17 protein-coding genes are annotated in these 20,872 nt (G+C 62.4%); 7 read left to right on the top strand and 10 right to left on the bottom strand.

Annotated elements, in window-relative coordinates:
* The first annotated feature begins 436 nt into the window (after positions 1-436).
* Positions 437-1,057, top strand: a complete 621-nt coding sequence (locus tag ACH196_RS22720; RefSeq protein ID WP_396649211.1) for a hypothetical protein — start codon at positions 437-439, stop codon at positions 1,055-1,057.
* 136 nt (positions 1,058-1,193) lie between these two features.
* On the opposite strand, the gene ACH196_RS22715 is transcribed toward ACH196_RS22720, so the two are convergent.
* Together ACH196_RS22715 and ACH196_RS22710 are read right to left on the bottom strand one after the other, a co-directional pair.
* The gene (locus ACH196_RS22715) at positions 1,194-3,299 is read right to left on the bottom strand and encodes a von Willebrand factor type A domain-containing protein (protein WP_396649210.1); all 2,106 of its coding nucleotides are present in this window, start codon (positions 3,297-3,299) and stop codon (positions 1,194-1,196) included.
* A 2-nt stretch (positions 3,300-3,301) separates the two neighbouring features.
* A complete protein-coding gene (locus tag ACH196_RS22710) occupies positions 3,302-3,868 on the bottom strand; it encodes an RNA polymerase sigma factor (protein WP_396649209.1) in 567 nt (188 codons plus the stop codon).
* A gap of 194 nt (positions 3,869-4,062) precedes the next feature.
* On the opposite strand from ACH196_RS22710, the gene ACH196_RS22705 reads away from it, so the two are divergent.
* Positions 4,063-4,443 (top strand): hypothetical protein, encoded by a 381-nt coding sequence (locus ACH196_RS22705; RefSeq protein ID WP_396649208.1) that lies wholly within the window; start codon positions 4,063-4,065, stop codon positions 4,441-4,443.
* 321 nt (positions 4,444-4,764) lie between these two features.
* On the opposite strand, the gene ACH196_RS22700 is transcribed toward ACH196_RS22705, so the two are convergent.
* The gene (locus ACH196_RS22700) at positions 4,765-5,193 is read right to left on the bottom strand and encodes a DUF1810 domain-containing protein (protein ID WP_396649207.1); all 429 of its coding nucleotides are present in this window, start codon (positions 5,191-5,193) and stop codon (positions 4,765-4,767) included.
* Between the two features lie 19 nt (positions 5,194-5,212).
* Positions 5,213-5,944, bottom strand: coding sequence for a dienelactone hydrolase family protein (locus ACH196_RS22695; protein WP_396649206.1), 732 nt, complete (start codon positions 5,942-5,944; stop codon positions 5,213-5,215).
* A gap of 151 nt (positions 5,945-6,095) precedes the next feature.
* Here ACH196_RS22695 and ACH196_RS22690 point away from each other — a divergent pair, with 151 nt between their 5' ends.
* Entirely contained in the window at positions 6,096-7,076 is a 981-nt protein-coding gene (locus tag ACH196_RS22690; RefSeq protein WP_396649205.1) for an SDR family oxidoreductase, read from the top strand.
* A gap of 51 nt (positions 7,077-7,127) precedes the next feature.
* Here ACH196_RS22690 and ACH196_RS22685 read toward each other — a convergent pair whose 3' ends face one another.
* Both ACH196_RS22685 and ACH196_RS22680 read right to left on the bottom strand, forming a co-directional pair.
* Complete coding sequence (locus tag ACH196_RS22685) at positions 7,128-8,543, bottom strand: APC family permease (RefSeq protein WP_396649204.1); 1,416 nt, start codon at positions 8,541-8,543, stop codon at positions 7,128-7,130.
* Between the two features lie 105 nt (positions 8,544-8,648).
* Positions 8,649-9,353, bottom strand: coding sequence for a hypothetical protein (locus tag ACH196_RS22680; RefSeq protein WP_396649203.1), 705 nt, complete (start codon positions 9,351-9,353; stop codon positions 8,649-8,651).
* 191 nt (positions 9,354-9,544) lie between these two features.
* Here ACH196_RS22680 and ACH196_RS22675 point away from each other — a divergent pair, with 191 nt between their 5' ends.
* The 4 genes from ACH196_RS22675 to ACH196_RS22660 all read left to right on the top strand — a co-directional run bounded on the left by ACH196_RS22675 (position 9,545) and on the right by ACH196_RS22660 (position 16,242).
* Positions 9,545-10,858 carry a calcium-binding protein gene (locus tag ACH196_RS22675; protein WP_396649202.1) on the top strand — a complete coding sequence of 438 codons (1,314 nt, stop codon included), beginning with the start codon at positions 9,545-9,547 and terminating at the stop codon, positions 10,856-10,858.
* 224 nt (positions 10,859-11,082) lie between these two features.
* A complete protein-coding gene (locus ACH196_RS22670) occupies positions 11,083-13,005 on the top strand; it encodes a M10 family metallopeptidase (RefSeq protein ID WP_396649201.1) in 1,923 nt (640 codons plus the stop codon).
* A gap of 196 nt (positions 13,006-13,201) precedes the next feature.
* Positions 13,202-14,788: a hypothetical protein gene (locus tag ACH196_RS22665; RefSeq protein ID WP_396649200.1), complete on the top strand. Its 1,587-nt coding sequence runs from the start codon at positions 13,202-13,204 to the stop codon at positions 14,786-14,788.
* A gap of 158 nt (positions 14,789-14,946) precedes the next feature.
* Entirely contained in the window at positions 14,947-16,242 is a 1,296-nt protein-coding gene (locus tag ACH196_RS22660; protein WP_396649199.1) for a calcium-binding protein, read from the top strand.
* A gap of 150 nt (positions 16,243-16,392) precedes the next feature.
* Here the strand turns inward: ACH196_RS22660 and ACH196_RS22655 are convergent, their stop codons facing one another.
* From ACH196_RS22655 to ACH196_RS22640, 4 genes are all read right to left on the bottom strand, one after another.
* On the bottom strand, positions 16,393-17,967 hold the full coding sequence (locus ACH196_RS22655; protein WP_396649198.1) for a trimethylamine methyltransferase family protein: 1,575 nt from the start codon (positions 17,965-17,967) through the stop codon (positions 16,393-16,395).
* A gap of 175 nt (positions 17,968-18,142) precedes the next feature.
* Entirely contained in the window at positions 18,143-18,595 is a 453-nt protein-coding gene (locus ACH196_RS22650; RefSeq protein WP_396649197.1) for a GNAT family N-acetyltransferase, read from the bottom strand.
* A 59-nt stretch (positions 18,596-18,654) separates the two neighbouring features.
* Positions 18,655-18,993: a DUF1778 domain-containing protein gene (locus ACH196_RS22645; protein ID WP_396649214.1), complete on the bottom strand. Its 339-nt coding sequence runs from the start codon at positions 18,991-18,993 to the stop codon at positions 18,655-18,657.
* Positions 18,994-19,048: 55 nt separating this feature from the next.
* Positions 19,049-20,623, bottom strand: coding sequence for a serine hydrolase domain-containing protein (locus tag ACH196_RS22640; protein WP_396649196.1), 1,575 nt, complete (start codon positions 20,621-20,623; stop codon positions 19,049-19,051).
* Positions 20,624-20,872 lie beyond the last annotated feature (249 nt).

Raw genomic sequence — 20,872 nt, 5'->3', positions numbered from 1 at the left:
GCCTTGGCGACGTGCCAGGTACCGTCACCCTTGCCGCCGCCGCGCCGGCCGCCGAAGCGCCCGCCGCCCTCGCCGGCCGCCATGGACCAGCCGCCGCAATGATCGTGCGACCTGCGAAAATGATTGAACATAGTGGATTCTCCTTTGTCAGTTATATCTCTCATGAGACATATCTATGCAAAGATATATCTTTTGACAAGGGGCACGCGTTTCCGGTCGCAAGTCAGGCGCAGCCCACGCCTTCCCTGGGCTGGACAGATGACCGAAAGTTCGCGTTGAATGTCATACCGTTGGCAGAAGGAGAGGCTGTGACGGGAGGGTGGCTATGCGATTGAATATATGCGATCGACTCCGAACAAGATGGCAGATCTTTTCCTATAATTTTGGGTGGCCAAATTGCGTTCTGCTGTTTGACGGTTGGGTAGCTCGGTGTGCAATGACAATCCCAATTGTAGGTTACCTAATCCTATTCAACGATGCCATCGCTCAACACATCAGCTTCAACCAGCTCGCATCGGAGAGCACCTCCGCGTTTGGTCTGTCGTCTTCTGCGAGACTTAAGCTGATCTATCTCGGATTGCTACTAGTGGGATGCGCGAGCTTGCTGTACCGTTGGCGTCGTCCATGGGTGATGCGATTAGCAGATAACCAGATCGACTACGTAGACCGAGGTGTAAAACACTTCTCGGTGGGAACCTATATCAACCTCCATGATCAAATCCGACACAGCGGACGCGACGCATACACCCTTGAGGGGAAATACTACGACAAAGAGTGGGAAGAATTTATGCAAGCTGCAACCGGCAGTAAGCCTGGCTTCGGTCTGAGAGAAACATCTGAACACAGCGGGCATTGGAACGAAGCGAAGAACAAGTATGAGGGCCTGTTGCGCTCGATCCTTTATGAGACGTTCTTTCGAGAAGCATACCACACCCGTCGCGGCTGGCTGATTGGGTGTCTAATGCTGGCAGCAATCGGCTACGTTATGCTAGCCATCCCCAGCATCGATCTACTTGTTAAAGTCTTGACCGTGATCGCCCGTCCATTCATGGACTAGCGTGCCGGAACTCCTTTAGGCCATCTAGCTGAGGTGTTTCGGCCGCTTTCTTGGATATACGGAACTCGATACGCGACTTCCAGGTCAGGAAAGCGGGTGCACGGACAACGCAAGCCCGCCCCTGATCCGATTTGCCCTAACGCTTGCCCGCGTCCAGTGCCGCCGCCAGCCGCATCAGCGACAAGAACTCCGACCGGTAGCCGAACGGGTCGGCGCCGCGCGCGGCAGTGGCGATCTCGGCAATCTTGTCGTAGCCGAAGCCGGCTGTCTGGTCGGCATTGCGCAGTTTCTGGCCGAAGGCCGCGACGGCAACCGAAAACCGTTGGTCGGTCGAGGCGGCGTCGAAGGACACCACTTCGTTCGACGCCGTCACCGGTGTGGTGATCAGCTTCGACACGTCGCCGTCCGGCGCCTTGTAGCGGATTTTCACGAAGGCATATTCGTCGGCGTTCGCCACGCCGCCATTGTCGGTCGAGGCCTGGCCGTAGCGCAGATCGTCGATCACCGTCGCCGGGCTGCCCTTCGGCGTGATCTCGTAGATTGCCGTCACCGAATGGCCGGAGCCGATCTCGCCGGCATCGACGCGGTCGTTGTTGAAATCCTCGCGCTTCAGCGCGCGGGTCTCGTAGCCGATCAGCCTGTATTCGGCGACCTTCTGCGGGTTGAACTCGACCTGGATTTTTACGTCCTTGGCGATCGGGAAGATCGTCGACGACGCATCCTGCACCAACACCTTTTCCGCTTCCTGCAGCGTGTCGATATAGGCAGCCGTGCCATTGCCGTTCTGGGCAATCGTCTGCATCATCTGGTCGTTCAGATTGCCGCGCCCAAAACCGAACACCGACAGGAACACGCCGCTCTTGCGCTTCTCCTCGATGATGCGCTTCAGGTCATCGTCGTCGCTCTGGCCGACATTGAAGTCGCCGTCGGTCGCCAGCATGACACGGTTGACGCCGTCCTTGACGAAGGACTTTTCCGCCAGCCGGTAGGCCTCGCGGATGCCCGCCTCGCCCGCCGTCGAGCCGCCGGGCGTCAGCGTGTCGATGGCGCGCAGAATCTTGTCGCGCTCCGAAACTTTTGTCGGCTCCAGCACAGTGCCGGCGTCGCCGGCATAGGTGACGATCGAGACCGTGTCGTCAGGACCGAGCGTATTGACCAGCAGCCGGAAGGCGGCCTGCAGCAGCGGCAGCTTGTCTGGCTCGTTCATCGAGCCGGACACGTCGAGCAGGAAGGCGAGATTGGCCTTCGGTTTTTCCGCCGGCTTCACGTCGTAACCCTTGATTGCCACATGCATCAGCCGGGTGTTCTGGTTCCACGGCGTCGGCATCACGGTGACGGTCGAGTTGAACGGCGTCGATGCCGCGTCCGGCCCCTTCCAGTCATAGGGGAAATAATTGACCATCTCCTCGACCCGCACCGTGTCGGCCCTCGGCAGAAAGCCTTCCTTCAACGAGCGCCGCACGAAGGAATAGGAGGCGGTGTCGACGTCGATCGAGAAGGTTGAAACTGGATTCTCCAGCGCCGAGCGTATGGGATTGGTCTCGAAATCCCGCACGCGGTCGCGGTTTTCTTCCTGTATCACCGGCATGTCGGAAGGCGCGACGCTCGGGGATGGCGTGATCGTCATCTTGACGACGCCGCCTGACGCATCGCGGCTCACACGACCGGAAGCCATCGGCGCAGGGGCAAAGCCGTCGACCGATACATTCGCCTCGCCTCCCGGTCGGGGTTCCGCCGAAGCAAGCGCCTCAGTGGCGGGTGCGGCTGGTGCCTCCGGCTTTGCCGGACCGCCTATAGCTGCCCGCGAATTCAGATCAGCTTCATACTGCTTACGCTTTTCCAGCAACGCGGCAATCGCCTCGTCCTGATCGCCCTTCTTCTCGCCGGCCGCCACTTCCTGCTTGCGCTCGCGCGGCGCGTCGGTCGCCTCCTGGCCGGTGCCGAACACGAACGGCAATTCCGGCCTGTTGAGGAGATAGAAGGTCGTGTACCCGGCGATCGGCAGCGCCACGAGGGTCGCGAGCGCCGGCGTCGCATAGAGTTTCTTAAACATCATCCCACTCCAAAGCTTGATTGCTCTGTCGGTGAGACGCAGCGGTTTTGCCGTTCCTTGGGTGGCTTGCGAATTTTTTTCGGCCTCGAACGCGGCCATAGCGGCCTGCATGGCGCGCGCCCTCGCCTCGCCCGAGGGTTTTGGCGGATCGATGTCGCACAGCGCGAACAGTTCGTTGTCGTCGACCATGGTCAAACTTCCCCGGCTGAACGCATCAGCACCTTCAGCCGTTTCTTCGCTTCATGGATGTGCCACGAAACCGTCGTCTCGGAGATCGCCATCACGTCCGACGCCGCCGCATGGCTCAAGCCTTCGCCATAGACCAGCAGCACCGCGTCGCGCTGCTTGTCCGGCAGTTGCCGCACGGCGGCCCACAGCGACTCGGTCTGCTCTTCGGGCTCCGGCTGCTGGAGCGCGCCGCCGCCGATCAGCGCCTGCACGCCGTAAGCTTCGGTCTTGGCGGTTTCCCGCGCCGTCTTGCGCCCGATGTCGCGGGCGGCGTTGAGCGTCAGCGTGTAGAGCCAGGTGGTGAAGGCGCCGGCACCGCGATAGGTCTTGATCGCCGATCCCAGCCGCACGCAGACTTCCTGGGCGACGTCCTCGGCGTCGGCCTTTCGGCCGCACCAGCGATACGCGACGCGATGGACAAAATCGTAATGCCTTTCGACCAATTGGCCGAAAGCCTGTCCGTCGCCTTCGCGCGCCCGGCCGATCAGCTCGGCATCGGAAGCTTCGATCTCGTCCACCGCAAGCGCCATCATTTGCCTGTGGGACGAAGCCTATCGGCCATTCCTTGGGGTGTTGGAAGATTTTTTTCGCCATTGAATGACCCCGTTTCCTGCGCGCGAGAGTCAGCTTTTGATTCGGAAACGGGAAGAAGCCGAATTGCAGGCTCGTTCTTGTCTCAGGTCCCGGGCGACGCACGCCCCGGCCGAAACAGGGAGTGATCATCATGAAGATTCTCGGAATTGGACTGGCAGCGTTGTTCGTCGCCACCAGCGCCGCCTACGCTGCCGACCCGGCAAAGGTCATGGACAGCTCGGCCGGAAAGATCTGGACCGACCAGAACGGCATGACACTTTACACCTTCGACAAGGACGAAGCCGGCAAGTCGAACTGCTACGACAAATGCGCCACCAACTGGCCGCCGCTGAAGGCCGAAGCCGGCGCGATGGCAATGGGCGAGTGGACCGTGGTCGAGCGCACCGACGGCACGAAGATGTGGGCCTATGAAGGCCATCCGCTCTACACCTTCATCAACGACAAGGCGGCCGGCGACGTGACCGGCGACGGCAAGGGTGACGGTACCTGGCACGTCGCCAAGGCGGATTGAGGCTTGCTCCTGCGCTGCCGGCGTCATCCGCCGGCAGTTTTGGTGCGTCCTTCGAGGCTCGCCCGTCGCGGTTCGCGCCAATCTCTTCGATGCCGGTGGGGGCGAGCACCTCAGGATGAGGACGGTAGGAGCCAAATCGCCAACCGGAAAAGTCGGCGCTGAAATTATTCAGCTTATCGCGGCTACGAAAACTTTGAGCCGACTTTACCTGTTAGCGCTTGGCACCTCGCGGTCCTCATCCTGAGGTGCTCGCCCCCACCGGCATGGAAGATTTTCGCGAACGTCACAGGCGAGCCTCGAAGGACACACCCAAGTCACCGCTCATCCCTCTCCCAAAATCCGCAGCGTCTCACGATCCGGCTCGCCGTCGAAATATTTGTCGAGCGCGCGCAGAAAAACCTCCTCGCCGCTGGTCTCGGAGAACAGCGTCAGGCAGGAGCGCAGTTTCATGTCGTCCGGGCTGCCGAAGATCGCATGCGCAGAGCGTCCCTCCTGCTCCAGCAATATCTCCACGCATTCGCGCAGCCGCTGGCCGAGGACGGGATGCGCCAGATAAGCCCTCGCCTCATCAGCCGAACCGATCGCATATTTCTGCGACATCGGGCTCATGCCCAATCCCGCCATCTGCGGAAACACGAACCACATCCAGTGACTGGTCTTCCGGCCACGCTTCAGTTCCTCGCGCACGCGGTCAAACACCGGCACCTGCGCGTCGACGAAGCGGGAAAGGTCGAAAGGATCGTCGGACATGTCAGCCTTGCCGGAAAGATCAGACCTTATCCGACAGGGCTTCCGCAAAGAAGGTGGTCAGCCGCTCCCAATGGCGCTCCGCCCCGGCCTCGTCATATGCGCCGTGATCGGAGACGGCCCAGCCATGGCCCATGCCGACATAATTCTCGATGATGTGGTCGATCTCCGCCTCGCGCAGCGCCTGCGCCAGTCTTGCCGACTGTTCCGGCGGAAAGCTGCGGTCGACGCCGGCGACGCCGACATAGACGCGGCCCTTGATGTTGCCCACCTGGCGGTGCGGGCTGTCGGGCGCGTCGGAGGCCAGATTGCCGCCGTGGAAACTTGCTACTGCCGCGATACGGTCCGGATAGGTCGCCGCGGCGTTCAGCGCGCGCCCGCCGCCCATGCAGTAACCGACGGTACCAATCGGCCCGGTCGCGCCGGCCGCGTCGAGTGCGGTCAGGAAAGCGGCGGTGTCGCGCTGCGTCATCTCCTGCGTCGTGCCGGAGATTAGGCCCATCAGTTGTGCGCGCGTCTCGTCGTTATCGAATGCGGTCTTTGCGTCGAACGGTCCATACGGCGCCTTGCGGTAGAACAGGTCAGGCACCAGCACGGTGTAGCCCTCATCGGCCAGCCCTTCGCCGATCTCGTCCATGGCCGGCCGCACGCCGAAAGCGTCCATGTAGACGATGACGCCTGCCTTGCCGCCCTCGTAGAGGTGCGCCTTCGCCACGCCGTCTTCTGTTTTGATCTCGATCTCGCGTCTGCTCATGTCGGTCCCGATGCTGCTGTTGCGCCGGGAGAGTAGTGCCCGGCGCGACCATCTCAAGGGCCTCACCATCAATTGCCGATGAAACGTCGCAAGGTTTGCTCAACCTTTCGGCGTGTCGGACGTTGGGCGTCATCAACGAGGAACCGCCGCCATGCAGACAGATCACCGGGCGCAAGCCGCCAACGAAGCCAAGAAACAGAGCCGCATCCAGAAAGGCGTCGACAGCAAGGACGCAGCCAAGAAGAATGGCGGAAGCAACGGCCAAGCGATGCAGGCCGGTGCGCGAAAATATCCGGAGCCGCCCTTTCCGAAACAGCATCATCCGAAACCCGGCGAGGAATGGAGGATAGAGCCGGCGCCCATGTACGAGGCGCCATTCTACATCGGCTCCAGGAAGGTGGAGGGCAAGGTAGCGCTGATCACCGGCGGCGATTCCGGCATCGGTCGGGCCGTGGCCGTGCTGTTCGCGCGCGAGGGAGCGGACGTCGCCATTTCCTATCTGTCGGAAGACAAGGACGCACAGGAGACGCAAAAGGCCGTCGAAAGGGAAGGCCGCAAATGCATCCTGCTGCCCGGCGACGTCACTGAGCGCGACTACTGCCGAAAGGCAGTCGCCGAAACGGTAAAAAAATTCGGCCGGATCGACGTGCTGGTCAACAATGCCGCCTTCCAGATCCATTCGGCAGAATTCGAGGACCTGACGGAAGAGCACTTCGACACGACGCTGAAGACCAACCTTTACGGCTATTTCCACATGGCGCAAGAGGCGGTGCCGCACATGAAGCCGGGCTCGGCGATCGTCAACACCGGCTCGGTGACCGGCATCGACGGCAGCAAGGAATTGATCGACTATTCGATGACCAAGGGCGGCATCCACGCCTTTACGCGGGCGCTGTCCGGCAACCTGATCGGCAAGGGCATTCGCGTCAATGCGGTGGCGCCCGGACCGGTGTGGACACCGCTCAACCCGTCGGAGAAGGAAGCCGAGGATGTGTCGAAATTCGGCGAAAAGACGCCGATGAAACGGCCGGCACAGCCGGAGGAAATCGCCCCGGCTTACGTTTTCCTCGCCTCGCCGCACTGTTCCAGCTACATTACCGGCGAGGTGCTGCCGATCATCGGGGGCTATTGATCGAACGATCACGACCGGCCGGCAAACCAGCCAGCCGCCGAATGTCGGCGCTTAGTTAACTGGGGCGCCGGAGCCGAGGTCCTCCACGTCGGGCGGCGTCGGCGACACACCCATCCGCCTGTTGATCACCACCGTGATCACCCACAGCACGACGCCGATCGCCAGCAGCACGCCGGCAATCGTGTATTGCTCCGGATTGCGACCAGTCCACGGGCCGGTCAGGAAACCGCAAGCGATAGCGCCGACGACCGGCAGGATGGTTGGCGCCCTGAAATGCTGGTGCTCCACCCGGTCCTTGCGCAGCACCAGCACCGCGACATTGACCACTGTGAACACGCACAGAAGCAGCAACGCCGTGGTGCCGCCGAGTTGCGGCACACTGCCGACGAAGGTGATCAGGCCGAAGGCCAGCAGCGTGGTGAAGGCAATGGCGATGTAAGGCGTGTGCCTTGTCGGATGGACCGTGCCCAGCACCGGCGGCAGCACGTGCTCGCGGCTCATGCCATAGACCAGCCGGCTCGCCATCAGCATGTTGATCAGCGCACTGTTGGCGACCGCGAACATGGTGATGAAGGCGAAGATGCCGATCGGGAAATTCGGCGCGCCGGCCTGCACGACTTTCAGCAGCGGCGCTTCGCCCTCGCCGAGGGCCGCGGGCTCGACCAGCGTGACCGCCGAGATCGACACCAGCACGTAGATCAGGCCGGTGATCAGCAGGCCCGCAAGCAGAATTTTCGGAAAGATCTTCACCGGGTCCTTGGTCTCCTCAGCCATGTTGACCGAGTCCTCGAAGCCGACCATGGCGAAGAACGCCAGCGTGGTGGCCGCGATCACCGGCCAGACCGGGCTCACGCCTTCGGGCGTATGGAACTCGGTGATGCGCGATACGTCGCCCTGGCCGAGGCCGATCGCCCACATGCCGATGACGATGACAATGAGCAGTCCCGTCAGTTCGACGCAGGTCAGCACGACATTGGCCTTCACGCTCTCGCCGACGCCGCGGAAATTCACTACGGCCACGATCGCCATGAAGATCAGCCCGAGCACGATGATGCCAGCACCGCCTTCCAGCCCGAGGCCGAAGGCGCTGGAGAAATTGACGGCGAAGGCGCGCGACGCCGTCGAGGCCGAGGTGATGCCGGAGCACATCACAGCGAAGGCGACGATGAAAGTGATGAAATGGATGCCGAACGCCTTGTGCGTATAGAGCGCAGCACCCGCCGCGCGAGGATATTTCGTCACCAGTTCCAGGTAGCTGAAGGCGGTGATCAGCGCCACGACGAAGGCCACCAGGAAAGGCAGCCAGACCACGCCGCCCACCTGCTTTGCCACCTGGCCTGTGAGCGCATAGATGCCGGTGCCCAGAATGTCGCCGACGATGAACAGCAAGAGCAGCCACGGTCCCATCACTCGGTGCAGGCTGGGTTCGACGGGAACGGATTTAGGGGAAGCGGTGACGTCGGTCATGCAAAATGCCTCCATGCGCGATTGACCTCGCGCGATGCTCCGGCCTTGCGCGGCCGGCATTGACCACCCCCGTGCCCGCAATGGTTGCGCATCCGGCTACAAATATCAACGACTGGCGAAAGCCCGCATGTGGAAAGCCTGGATATTTGCCGGATAACGATAGGCCACGCCATACGGGCAGGCGTTGCGGTCGAGGCAGCCGCGCTCCATGCAGTCTTGTCCGGTTGCTGTGCGGACATGTACCAGGCAGCCTGTATAGTAGAACCCGGCCTGCGAATGCGCGCCCACGGGACAGGCGTTCATGCAAGGTTTTCCGTCACATGCGTCGCAAAGGTGAATCGGTTTCTCAGCCTCCGGAAAGTCGAGCGGGGTATCGAACAGCAACGCCCCGCGATAGGCGTGCCACAGCCCGTATTCGGGGTGCATGAGGATGCCGAGCGGCGACGGCTTCAGCCGCTCGGCCCGCATCGCCCATTGCTGGAACGGCAGATAGGGCCGGTCGGACGGCGACACGGCGCGTGCGCCGACTCGGTCCGCAACCACGCCGATCGTCTGCCGCGCCCACGTGTCCAGCGGGTTAGCAAGACCGTCCGGCTGCCTCTCCAGCCATCCAAGAAAATGCGGCCACGGCGCCGCGCCCGCCTGACCGACCAGCAGCACGGATTTTGCGGGCGAGCCTGACAATCCGGATGGGGCGGTCTCGCTCGCCTCGAAATTGAATCCGCCGCGCGGGATCAGCCCGTGCGCGGACAGGGCGAGCGCGATGGCGTCAAGCCCGCCGCCGCCCATGTCGGGCCACCGGCCGGACATCCCTTCCCTGTTCTCCGAACGCTCCATCGGGCTACTTTATGCCGTCGGGCTCGGCCGCGGCAACGACGCCTGGCGGCGTCGAAGCTTCCGCCTGCGGCACGCGCCGCTTCTTTGTCCGCTCGCCGTGCTAAGATTTGTGCCGGAACGAATGCTCCGCCGACCCGCGCGGGCAAGCCAACAGGAGAATGGTCATGGCATGGAAATTCCCGCAGTCCACCACGTCCGAAACAACGATCGTCACGCTCAGCGACGATGGCGACGGCGTATTCGTAGCCGAGCAGGTTTTCATCGCCACGGTTGCCGTGAACAACACCATCCAGCCTGCAATATCCGCCTATGGCATCAACCATGAGGTAATCATTGCTGGAACCGTTGCCGGCAGCCCAATGATCATCGGCAATGGCACCAGCCTCGTTGCCAACTCCACCATCACCGTCGAGGAGACCGGCCAGGTCCGCGCCTACTACAACCAGGCCATCGAAATTCACGGAACCGACAACGACATCATCAATCACGGACTGATCTCGTCTCATGGCTACTACGCAGTCTTTTACCGGACCGACAACGTCGTGGGTGAGTCCACTCTGGTCAACACCGGCACGATCGACGCCGCTCTCTGGGGTGTCTATCACGACATCAACGCCATCGACACACTGGTCGTGACCAATACCGGGACCATTTCCGGCGACAGCGCATCCTATTGGTCCAAGGACGGCACGTTGGCCATCGATCTCGTCACCAACAGCGGCAAGATGATCGGCGATGTCGAACTCGGCGGTGCCGACGATCTCTACGATGGCCGCCTCGGCACCATCCAGGGCGATGTCTTCGGCGGCGACGGAATCGACAAGCTCTATTCCGGCGCCGGCAACAACCGGCTGTTCGGCCAGAACGGTGACGATACACTGATGGGCGGCGCCGGCGCCGACTATTTGTCCGGCGGCACCGGCAGCGACCGGGCGGCCTATTCGTCGGCAACCAAAGCCGTTATCGTCAGCCTCGCCAATCCGGCCATCAATTCAGGCGACGCCAAGGGCGACAGCTACAACTCGATCGAAAATCTCTCGGGCTCGAACTTCAACGATGCCTTGAACGGCAACAGCGCGAAAAATGCCATCAATGGCGCCGCTGGCAACGATACCATCAAGGGGTATGCCGGCAACGATACCTTGACCGGCTATTCGGGCGCCGACAATTTCGTCTTCAATACTGCGCTGAATGCCTCGACCAATGTCGACACCATCACCGACTTCAATTTTTCCGCCGACACAATCCAGCTCGACGACGCCGTCTTCGCGGCGCTGACGGCGGGCGTTCTCGCCTCCGCCGCCTTCCGCGCCAACACCACGGGCCTCGCCGGAGACTCCAGCGACCGCATCATCTACGAGACCGACACCGGCGAACTCTACTACGACGCCAACGGCAACGCTTCGGGCGGCGGCATCCTGTTCGCCAAGGTCGGCATCGGCTTGGGAATTACCAATGCGGATTTCGTCGTGATCTGAATCGTCTTCCGTAAAGACCCTTGGATAGGGATATCTGGGCGAGATCCCGGAAGCCACATGCTTTAGTTGCAAAACCGCTTGTTTTGCATGGCTTTGACAAGCTGCCGGTTGATTTATTCAACCGGAGATGCATCTGGCAAATATTCCTGATTGTATTCGTCATGGACAATCGCCTGCACCCGGCATAGTTGTCGGCGGGCCAGGACTTCTGCGCGAGGAAATTCATGACCACAACCAACGTGACGACGGCCGAGGCGCGAGCGGGTCTTGTCGACCCAAGCAACGCGAAGTGGGCCGGCGACATCACCTATTCAATCCCGGGAGCAGGAGCAGTCTGGCAGGCGGGCTACGGCAAGGGCGAGCCGGTCAATCCGCAGTACGGCACGCTCGACGCCACACAGGCGACCGACTTCGGCACAGCGATGGCCCTCTGGGATTCCTACATCGCGCCGTCGATCACCGAGGTCTCGGATGCCAACCCCGGCAACGTCAGGATAGCGTTCACCGACGTCTCCGGCCTGCAAGGCGGCAATTTTACCGGATATGGCTATGGGCCGCCGGTCGGGCCGGAAGTTCCGGTGCATGGCGACATCTGGATCGACGAAACGCTCAAGGGCACATCGTTCGCGTGCGGCACGTCAAACTTCGAATTGCTGCTCCATGAAGCGGGCCACGCCCTTGGCCTCAAGCATCCGTTCGAGGCGCCTACCCTGCCGGCCGGCTACGACAGCACCACCTATACGGTGATGAGCTACACCCATCAGGACTATTTCTACACATGGTCAGGCGGCGGCGGCAGTATCTTCGTCAGCTACGACAGCACCGCCGACTTCACGCCCATGGTGCTCGATATCGCCGCCATCCAGGCCCACTACGGCGCCGACAAGACGACCGCGACGGGCAACACCACCTATGCCTTCACCGACACCAGCATGAACGGAAGACAGGCGATCTATGACGCCGGCGGCATCGACACGATCGATCTTTCGGCGCTGAGCCGCGGCTCGAAGGTAGACCTTCGGCCGGGAGCCTATTCCGACGTCGCCTACTACAGCGTCGCCGACCAGACCGCCGACCTCATAGAGCAGTTTGGAGCCCAGTTCGCGAGCTTCATCACCAATGCGATGAACAACCCAAGCGCGCCGGCCTATGAATGGGAAAGCAATGTCGGGCTTACCTTCACCACGGTCATCGAAAACGTCGCCGGCAGCAAGTTCGCAGACGAGCTGACCGGCAACGCGGCAGCCAATGTCATCAGCGACGGCGGCAAGGGCGCGGCCGACACCATGATGGGCCTCGGCGGCAACGACATCTACAGAGTCTATAATTCGGGCGACGTCATCGTCGAAGCCTCGACGCAAGGCGCAGCCGATCGCGTCATGGCGGCGGTGGACTATGTGCTGGGCGCAAAGGCCTGCATCGAATTGCTGACCACCAACGGCTCGACAGGCACTTCATCCATCGACCTGACTGGCAACACGCTTGAGCAGACGATCATCGGCAATGCCGGGGCCAACGTCCTCAACGACGGCGGCAAAGGCGCCGCCGACACCATGCAGGGACTTGGCGGCAACGACACCTACCGGATCTACAATGCCGGCGACGTCATCATCGAAGGCGCCGGCCAGGGCAACGCCGACCGGGTCGCTTCCGCGGTCGACTACCGGCTCAACGCCGGCGTCGGCATCGAGATCATGACCACCAACGGCTCGACCGGCACGTCGAACATCGACCTCGCCGGCAATGCTTTCGCCCAGCAGATCACCGGCAACGCCGGCAACAACCGGCTCGAGGGTCGGGAGGGTAACGATACGTTGAGCGGGCTGGGCGGCGCCGACACCTTCGTCTTCAACACAAAACTCGGCGCCTCGAATGTCGACACCGTCGTTGATTTCAACGTCACCGACGACCGGTTCCTTCTGTCAGACGCGATCTTCGCGGCGTTGAGCACGGGCGTCCTGCTCTCCGGCTATTTCCGGAACAACACCACCGGCCTAGCGCAGGACTCCAACGACCACATCATCTACGAGCGTGACACCGGCGAACTCTATTACGATGCCAATGGCAGCGGTTCGGGCGGCGGCATCCTGTTTGCAAAGATCGGCATGGGGCTGGCGCTGACCAATGCGGATTTCGAGGTGGTATGAATGTGACAAGGCTGTGGCGCCGAGCCAACTGACCGTATTCCGCAGACCGCATGCCCGACACGGCGACGCTCTTGTATGCACGGCAGATGCCGACCTCGTCTTCCGTGATTGAGATGCTGGGCGCTGCCCGCCATGGCGAACGAGGTAATCGACTGCACTAGGGGGGTCTCAACCGAGGTTATTTTGGAGGTATGCGATGACCACCGTGACAATTACCGTGGCCGACCCCGGCGGCGTCGACACCAACAGCATCTTTGCCAGCACCGCGCCCTATTCCGTCGACAATGTCGCAAGCGAATATGGGGGCACCCTGGGGCGATTTTACTTCAATCGCTATGTGAACGGTGCGGTCGACAATTCGGAGAGGCAGCTCTTCATTGCCACGGGCAAAGGAATCGAGCTGACCGGTGTCGAGGACCTGCGCGGCACCGTCAGCGCCGTGGAGTGTTGGCGCACCGACGACGTCGGCGGCGGCGGCACGACGCTAAGGGCCAGCATCGCGTTCTCGCTGGACGGTCTCTGGGCGACGCGGGGCGGTGTCACCCTGGAATCGTTCGCGATGCTGACGCCCGACACGCTCATGGGCCGGGTCATGCAGGGTTCGAGCGCAAGCCTTGTGCTCATCGGCAATGTCGGCAACGACACGCTGCGCGGCAGTTTTCTGGACGACAGGCTGCAGGGCGGCAAAGGAGCCGACAGGCTGTTCGGCGGAGAGGGCGCCGACACCGCCGACTACTCCACGTCCGACCTTGGCGTGACGGTCAATCTGGCGACCGGCGCCGCGAGCGGAGGCCATGCGGCGGGCGATCGCTTCTCGTCGATCGAAAACGTCGTCGGTTCTGCGTTTGCCGATACACTCATCGGCGACGACAACGCCAACTTCTTCGATGGCGGAACCGGGCTCGACTTGATCGATGGCGCCGGCGGTGACGATTTCATCTTCGGCAGGGATGGCGGCGGCACGCTGCGCGGCGGCGCCGGCAACGACCGGGTCGACGGCGGCGTCGATGCCGACAAGATTTACGGCGGCAGCGGCAACGACGAGCTTCGTGTCGGCGAGGGAAGCAACTACGGTTATGGCGAGGACGGCAACGACATTCTGCTGGGTGCCAGCGGGATCGACCGGCTTTTTGGCGGCGCCGGCAACGACCGGCTGTCTGGCGAGGACGGCAACGACACGCTGAGGGGCGACGCAGGCGCCGACTATCTCAGCGGCGGCAACGGCAGCGACCGCGCCTCCTACACGTCCGCCACAAAGGCCGTGATCGTCAGCCTGGCGAACCCGGCGATAAATTCGGGCGACGCCGAGGGCGACACCTTCAATTCGATCGAAAACCTTACCGGGTCGCATTTCAGCGACGCGCTCAACGGCAATTCGGCGACAAACGCCATCAATGGCGGCGACGGCAACGACGCTATCAAGGGTTACGCCGGCAACGACACGCTGACCGGCTACACTGGCGCCGACACCTTCATCTTCAACACGGCGCTCAATGGCTCGACTAATGTCGATACCATCACCGACTATTCCATCTCTGCCGACACGATCCAACTCGACGACGCCGTCTTCACGGCGCTGACCACGACGGGCACACTTCCTGCGGCCGCCTTCCGGGCCAACACGACTGGGCTCGCTGGAGACGCCAGTGATCGCATCATTTACGAGACCGATACTGGCGAACTCTACTACGACGCCGATGGCAGCGGAGCCGGCGGTGGCATCCTGTTCGCAAAGATCGGCATCGGGCTGGCGCTGACCAACGCGGATTTCGTGGTGATCTGACAAACGCCCGTTCCGCCGGGCAAGAATTTGGGACCGGGGGTGCCGCACGGCTCGCCTTTTTGGGCTTCTCGGCGCAATCTTCCGTTGTTCCGGCGCACCGCCTATTCTTTCCGCCGCGAAATCACATGGCCCAAACCAAGGGGCAAGGGAGGACGCTCATGGCATGGCAGATTCCGCTTTCCACCAGCCAGGACGCGACGGTCGCCCCGCTCGGAACGACCGACGATGTCTTCGTCGCCAGCGACGTCACCATCGCCTCGAAGGCCAGTTTCACGATCTGGGGGCAAGGAAGCGATCATGAAGCGATTGTCTACGGCACCGTCATCTCTATCGGCCAAGTCGCTATCCTGCTTGGAGAACTGGACGGCGAAAACAACACAGTCTCCGTCAAATCCGGCGGCGAGGTCCATTCGCTCGAAGCCAGCGCCGTGGCCATCGTGTCGTCGAATTCTTTCGTCCGCAACGACGGGCTGATTACTGCCGCCGGTGCTGGGGTCAGTCTGGAAAGCCAGAGCCTCGACAGCACCAGCATCGTCAACACCGGAACGATAGACGTCGGCGGGTCCGGAATATTTCGATCCTCCGAATCGAGCGAAACTTTCGTCGTTCGCAACAGTGGGATCATCAGGGGAAGCGCATCCTTCAACGCGGAGAGCGCGGCGGACGGCAGGGACCTCATAACCAATACCGGGAAAATGATCGGCAATGTGTTTCTCGGCGGCGGCGACGATCTCTATGACGGACGCCAAGGTACCGTGCAGGGCAACGTGATCGCCGGCGCCGGCAAGGACCGCCTCTATTCTGGCGCCGGCAACACAAAACTGTTCGGCGAGGACGGCGACGACACGCTGATGGGAGGCGCCGACGCCGACTATCTGTCGGGCGGCAGCGGCTCGGACCGCGCTTCCTACGCCTCGGCGACCAAGGCCGTCGTTGTCAGCCTTTCAAACCCGTCAATCAACGCCGGCGACGCCAAGGGCGACACCTTCAATTCGATCGAGAACCTGTCCGGCTCGAACTACAATGACATTCTCAATGGCAGCAGCGCAAACAACGCCATCAACGGCGGCGCCGGCAACGACGCCATCAAGGGTTATGCCGGCATCGACTTCCTGACCGGCGGCAGCGGCGCTGACCTCTTCATCTTCAACACCGCGCCAAACGGCGCCACCAACATCGACACCATCACCGACTTCAGCGTCGCCGCCGATACCATTCAGCTCGACAATGCGGTCTTCGCTGCGCTCACGGCGACCGGCACGCTCGCCGCGGCTGCCTTTCGGGCGAATGCGACGGGCCTGGCCGCCGACTCCAGTGACCGTATCATCTACGATACGGACGACGGAGAACTCTATTACGACGCCCACGGCAATGGAGCAGGCGCACCCGGCATCGCCTTCGCCAGGCTTGTGGCCGGGCTTTCGCTGACCAACGCCGATTTCGTCGTGATCTGAATCGCAGATGTTGGCGAAGTGGCCGGTCGGCGCAAGCCGTCTGCTCTTCAGCACATTTTCGGGCTGCCCGGCTCAGCTCTTGAAGGCGCTGCGCCAGACTTCCTTGTGAATGATGTCGGCCACTTTAGCCCGGCCTGTATCGGGCTCCCTTCACGTGAAGGCGTCGGGCATCGAGTTCTTCTTCTGCGTCACGAAGTCGACCAGCGCCTCGTCGATGGCCGGGTCGAGATGCGGCGCCTCGTAGCTTTCCAGCCAGCGTCGCGCCAGTTCGTTGGCGCGCTGCGAGGCGCTCTTCTCGCCTTCCGCCAGCCACTGCTCGTAGGAATTGTTGTCGGCGATCGTCGAGCGGTAGAAGGCCGTCTGGAAATTCGCCTGGGTGTGGTCGCAGCCGAGATAGTGGCTGCCCGGCCCGACCTGGCGGATAGCGTCCATCGCCTGGCCGTTTTCCGAGAGGTCGACACCCTCGGCGAACTTCTGCTGCATTCCGAGTTGGTCGATGTCCATCATGAACTTTTCGTAGCAGGAGGCGAGCCCGCCCTCGAGCCATCCCGCCGCATGCAGCACGAAGTTGGTGCCGGCCAAAATGGTCGAGTTCAGCGTGTTGGCGCTCTCATAGGCCGCCTGTGCGTCGGGGATCTTGGAGGCGCAGAGCGACCCGCCGGTACGGAACGGTAGGCCGAGCCGCCGTGCCAGTTGCGCCGCGCCATAGGAGACGAGCGACGGCTCCGGTGTGCCAAAAGTCGGTGCGCCCGACTGCATGGAGATCGAGGAGGCAAAAGTGCCGAACAGCACCGGCGCGCCGGGGCGCACCAACTGCGTCAGCGCGGCGCCCGCCAGTACTTCCGCAAGCACCTGCGTCAGCGTGCCAGCGACCGTCACCGGGCTCATCGCACCGGCCAGAATGAACGGCGTGACGATGCAGGCCTGATTGTGGCGCGCATAGACTTTCAGCGCTCCCAGCATCGTCTCGTCGAACACCATCGGCGAGTTGGCGTTGATGAGCGACGTCAGCACCGTGTTGTTCTCGACGAAATCGTCGCCGAACACGATCTTGGCCATCGCCACCGTGTCCTCGGCTCGCTCCGGCGCGGTAACCGAGCCCATGAACGGCTTGTCGGAATATTTTATGTGCGAATACACCATGTCGAGGTGGCGCTTGTTCACCGGCACGTCGACCGGTTCGCACACCGTGCCGCCCGAATGGTGGATCGACGGCGCCATATAGGCGAGTTTCACGAAATTGCGGAAATCCTCGATGGTGGCGTAGCGGCGGTTGCCGTCGAGATCGCGCACGAAGGGCGGGCCATAGACCGGCGCGAACACCGTGCCCTTGCCGCCGATCTCGACCGAGCGCGCCGGGTTGCGCGCATGCTGCGTATAGAGCGACGGCGCAGTCTTCAGCAGCGAGCGCGGCAGGCCCTTCGGGAAATGCACCCGCTCGCCCCTGACGTCGGCGCCGGCCTCCTTCCACATCGCCAGCGCTTCCGGATCATCCCGAAAGATGATGCCGATCTCTTCCAGCACCGTGTCGGCATTGGCCTCGATCAGTGAAATGCCTTCCTCGCCGAGCACCTCGTAGAGCGGGATTTTCCGCTTGATGTAGGTAAGCTGCGTGCCGGGACCTCCACCGCTGCGCGCCGCGCGGCGCGCAGCCGCGCCACCGGAAGCACCCCTGCCCCGCCTCGCGTTCGACGCTTCCTGATCGACTGGCGCGTGCTCGCTCATGATCGCTCTTCCCTGAATCCGTTCCGGCCGCTTCCGGCGCGGCCTCTTGCCCAAATCGTAGCCAAGCCCCGTGCCCGAAACGGCCCGGTAGCGCCAAGCGCTGTCGCAAAATAGACACGGGCATCGATGGCGACTTGCTGCCGATGCGATTGCCCCGTGCCGCAGCTATCTCTGCTCAGCCAAATCCCGCGACCACCGTTTCGATGGGCAGAAAAAGCGTGCGGCGGTCCGCCGGATATTCGATGAATTCCGCACAGGCCATATAGAAGCGCTTCGCCCGCTCGTCCTTTGCCTGAATAAGCACGGCGCCAATGCCTATGGCCTGCGACGCTGCCGCGATGCGGCGGAGCGCATCCGACAGGATGTCGGCTCCCAGCCCGCGTCCAGCATGACCTCGGCTTACAGCCAGGCGCCCGATCACCGACACGGGGATCGTGTCGGGAGCATTGCGTCGTATCTTTCCGGGAGCAGCCGCCCGCTCGACCGCGCCGGCGGAAATGCAGAAATAAGCAACGACCCGTTTTCCTTCGCAGACGACATAGGTGCGCGAAAACCTGCTCTCGTTTTTCAATGCGCGGCTCTTCAGCCAATCGTCCAGCACCGGCTGACCACAATCGAAGCCGGACAAATCATGTTCCGAGGTCAGCGGAACAGGCGCCGATAGCTTCGTCTTGTCACCTTCTGGCGTCACCGCTCCCAAGCTGGCACGCGGCTGAGCAGCGCACGCAACTTCGGCCCCGGTGCGGGAGGATTGTCGAGCGCCTGCATGAAAGCCTCATGCCGCCCCGGGTCGAGCGCGAAGAGGCGCTGATCGAGGAGCACATCGATCGCAACGTTGCGGGCGCTGTCGATCATGAATTCGGTGCGCGTCTTGCCAAGCACTGCCGCCGCATCGTCGATGAGTTGCCGGGTCTGCGTCTCGATGCGCAGGTTGATGCTGCCCTTGGCCTCCGCTGGCGAACGTGGCTCGGCAACCGGCACAGCTGCTGCCGACTTGGCGGAAGAAGGAGAGCGAGCCATTGTCATAGTGCCAATCTGGTGCTCCGTATCCACGTTGTCAATACGTTTCCCGATCTCGCGCCTACTTCCGCATGAACGGATATTTTTGCCCGTTGTCCCCTGAAATAAAGGTGAACCCACCGATCCCGCCGCTCTGGTCGACTTCGAACTGAGCAATCCCGATCGGCGTCGGGCCGAGGTTTTCGGCGATGCCCTGGAATCGGCCTTCCGGCACGAGTGTGATGGCAAAGGCCTGCCCGCCCTGGTCCGCGAGTTTCAGTTTCGCGCCGGTGGCCAGGATCCCGACCGACAGCCCTGCCCCGTCCTCGCTGACCTTCGCATGGCCGAAACTGTCGTTGACGTAGTCGCCGGCGAGCGGCGCCAGCACCGTCGCTGGCTGGCGCACCGCCGGCGGGCTGCCGACCTTTTCTTCCTGCTGATAGCCGGCGCGCGCCGTCTTCAGCCGTTCCGCCACATGGTCGATCTCGGGATTGCCCAGCAGCCGGTCAAGTATCCACTCACCGAGAGCGTCGGGCAGGCCGACATTGGTCTCGTTGGTCAGCACGATCACGCCGACGTCCTTGTCGGGCGCCATGCCGATGAAGGCCCCATAGGCAGTGGTGCCGCCATTGTGCCAGACGATCCGCCCGTTGGGCGTGCTCTGGATCACCCAGCCCATCGCATAGGTCAGCGTTTCGTTCATGCCGGTGCGCGGCGTCTTGGTAACGGCAAGGTTTTTCGCCGAGACGATCTCCCTGCCCTCGAATTTGCCGTTTGCAAGATGCAGGCGCACCCATGGGCCGAGATCCTCGATGGTCGAGTTGATCGCGCCGGCCGCCCCGAACCCGTAGGGGAAGAGCGGCGTGAACGGCACCTCGACGGAACCCTGCGGCGTCCAGCGGTAGCCTTCCGTATGATTGGGCGCCGCCTGGATCGCTTCCGCGGTGAAGGAAGAATTCTGCATGCCGAGCGGCTCGAAAATCTCTTTCCGCACGACCGAATCCCAATCGGTTGCGGAAAACTGGCGGGCGACGATGCGCTGCGCCAGCATGTGCGTCACATTCGTATAGGCGAAGGCCGACCTGAAACTCGACACCGGCTCGACGAAACGCATGGCGCGCACCATGCCCGCCTGCTCGACGCCCAGGATGCCCATCAGATCGTTGGCCGAGGGCGGCATGCTGGAGTGCTGGGCGAGCAGGTCGGAGACGCGGAATTCGCGCGTCACCCAGGGATCCTTCATCTCGAAAGCGTCATCGAGATCGACGATACGCGCGTTCCAGTCGAGTTTCCCTCGGTCGGCTGCGATGGCCATGGTGGTGGCGAGGAAGGCCTTTGTCGTCGAGCCGATCTGGAACACGGTCTTGGTGTCGACCGGTTCGCCGCCCTTCTTGCGCACCCCGTAGCCCTTCAGGAAATACAGCTTGTCGCTGGTAACGATCCCGACGGCAGCGCCGGGGTTGTCGAAATCCTTCATCCCCTTTGTCACATACGCGTCCAGCCTGATCGCGAGATCGCGGACGCGCATCTCCATGCCCTGGTCGGCGCGGGCAATCTGTGCCTGCGGCATCCAAAAGATCAGCGCGGCAAGCAATGGCAGCGCACGGCGCCAAGCAAAGACGAACCTTGTCGCGTCAAAAAATCTGCCGAAATTCATGGACCGTCCCTCTCGCTCGCCGCAAAGCCTTGCCGCAGGATAGCAGCCGAATGCCCTGCCCGCGCGAAACTTCTGGCCACAGCCTGTGGTTGACAAGCGCACGCCATGCCATACCTCGGGGAATGTCTTTCCATGGTTATCGAAACGTAACGCAGAACTGACCCTTGACCGGGAAATGACCCGCGGCTCTGGCTGCGACGCCTCCGCCATGCAGGCTCCGCAGGAAAAAATGCGTAGCCGTCGGATTCC

This window comes from Mesorhizobium sp. IMUNJ 23232, assembly GCF_044326205.1.
Taxonomy (GTDB): Bacteria; Pseudomonadota; Alphaproteobacteria; order Rhizobiales; family Rhizobiaceae; genus Kumtagia.
Note: the sequence above shows the minus strand (reverse complement) of the source record. Positions and strands in the feature narration are given on the sequence as shown.

Coding starts and splice junctions, on each gene's coding strand:
- ACH196_RS22720 (WP_396649211.1), top strand. CDS start 437: ATGACAATCCCAATTGTAGGTTACCTAATCCTATTCAACGATGCCATC.
- ACH196_RS22715 (WP_396649210.1), bottom strand. CDS start 3,299: ATGGTCGACGACAACGAACTGTTCGCGCTGTGCGACATCGATCCGCCA.
- ACH196_RS22710 (WP_396649209.1), bottom strand. CDS start 3,868: ATGGCGCTTGCGGTGGACGAGATCGAAGCTTCCGATGCCGAGCTGATC.
- ACH196_RS22705 (WP_396649208.1), top strand. CDS start 4,063: ATGAAGATTCTCGGAATTGGACTGGCAGCGTTGTTCGTCGCCACCAGC.
- ACH196_RS22700 (WP_396649207.1), bottom strand. CDS start 5,193: ATGTCCGACGATCCTTTCGACCTTTCCCGCTTCGTCGACGCGCAGGTG.
- ACH196_RS22695 (WP_396649206.1), bottom strand. CDS start 5,944: ATGAGCAGACGCGAGATCGAGATCAAAACAGAAGACGGCGTGGCGAAG.
- ACH196_RS22690 (WP_396649205.1), top strand. CDS start 6,096: ATGCAGACAGATCACCGGGCGCAAGCCGCCAACGAAGCCAAGAAACAG.
- ACH196_RS22685 (WP_396649204.1), bottom strand. CDS start 8,543: ATGACCGACGTCACCGCTTCCCCTAAATCCGTTCCCGTCGAACCCAGC.
- ACH196_RS22680 (WP_396649203.1), bottom strand. CDS start 9,353: ATGTCCGGCCGGTGGCCCGACATGGGCGGCGGCGGGCTTGACGCCATC.
- ACH196_RS22675 (WP_396649202.1), top strand. CDS start 9,545: ATGGCATGGAAATTCCCGCAGTCCACCACGTCCGAAACAACGATCGTC.
- ACH196_RS22670 (WP_396649201.1), top strand. CDS start 11,083: ATGACCACAACCAACGTGACGACGGCCGAGGCGCGAGCGGGTCTTGTC.
- ACH196_RS22665 (WP_396649200.1), top strand. CDS start 13,202: ATGACCACCGTGACAATTACCGTGGCCGACCCCGGCGGCGTCGACACC.
- ACH196_RS22660 (WP_396649199.1), top strand. CDS start 14,947: ATGGCATGGCAGATTCCGCTTTCCACCAGCCAGGACGCGACGGTCGCC.
- ACH196_RS22655 (WP_396649198.1), bottom strand. CDS start 17,967: ATGAGCGAGCACGCGCCAGTCGATCAGGAAGCGTCGAACGCGAGGCGG.
- ACH196_RS22645 (WP_396649214.1), bottom strand. CDS start 18,993: ATGACAATGGCTCGCTCTCCTTCTTCCGCCAAGTCGGCAGCAGCTGTG.
- ACH196_RS22640 (WP_396649196.1), bottom strand. CDS start 20,623: ATGAATTTCGGCAGATTTTTTGACGCGACAAGGTTCGTCTTTGCTTGG.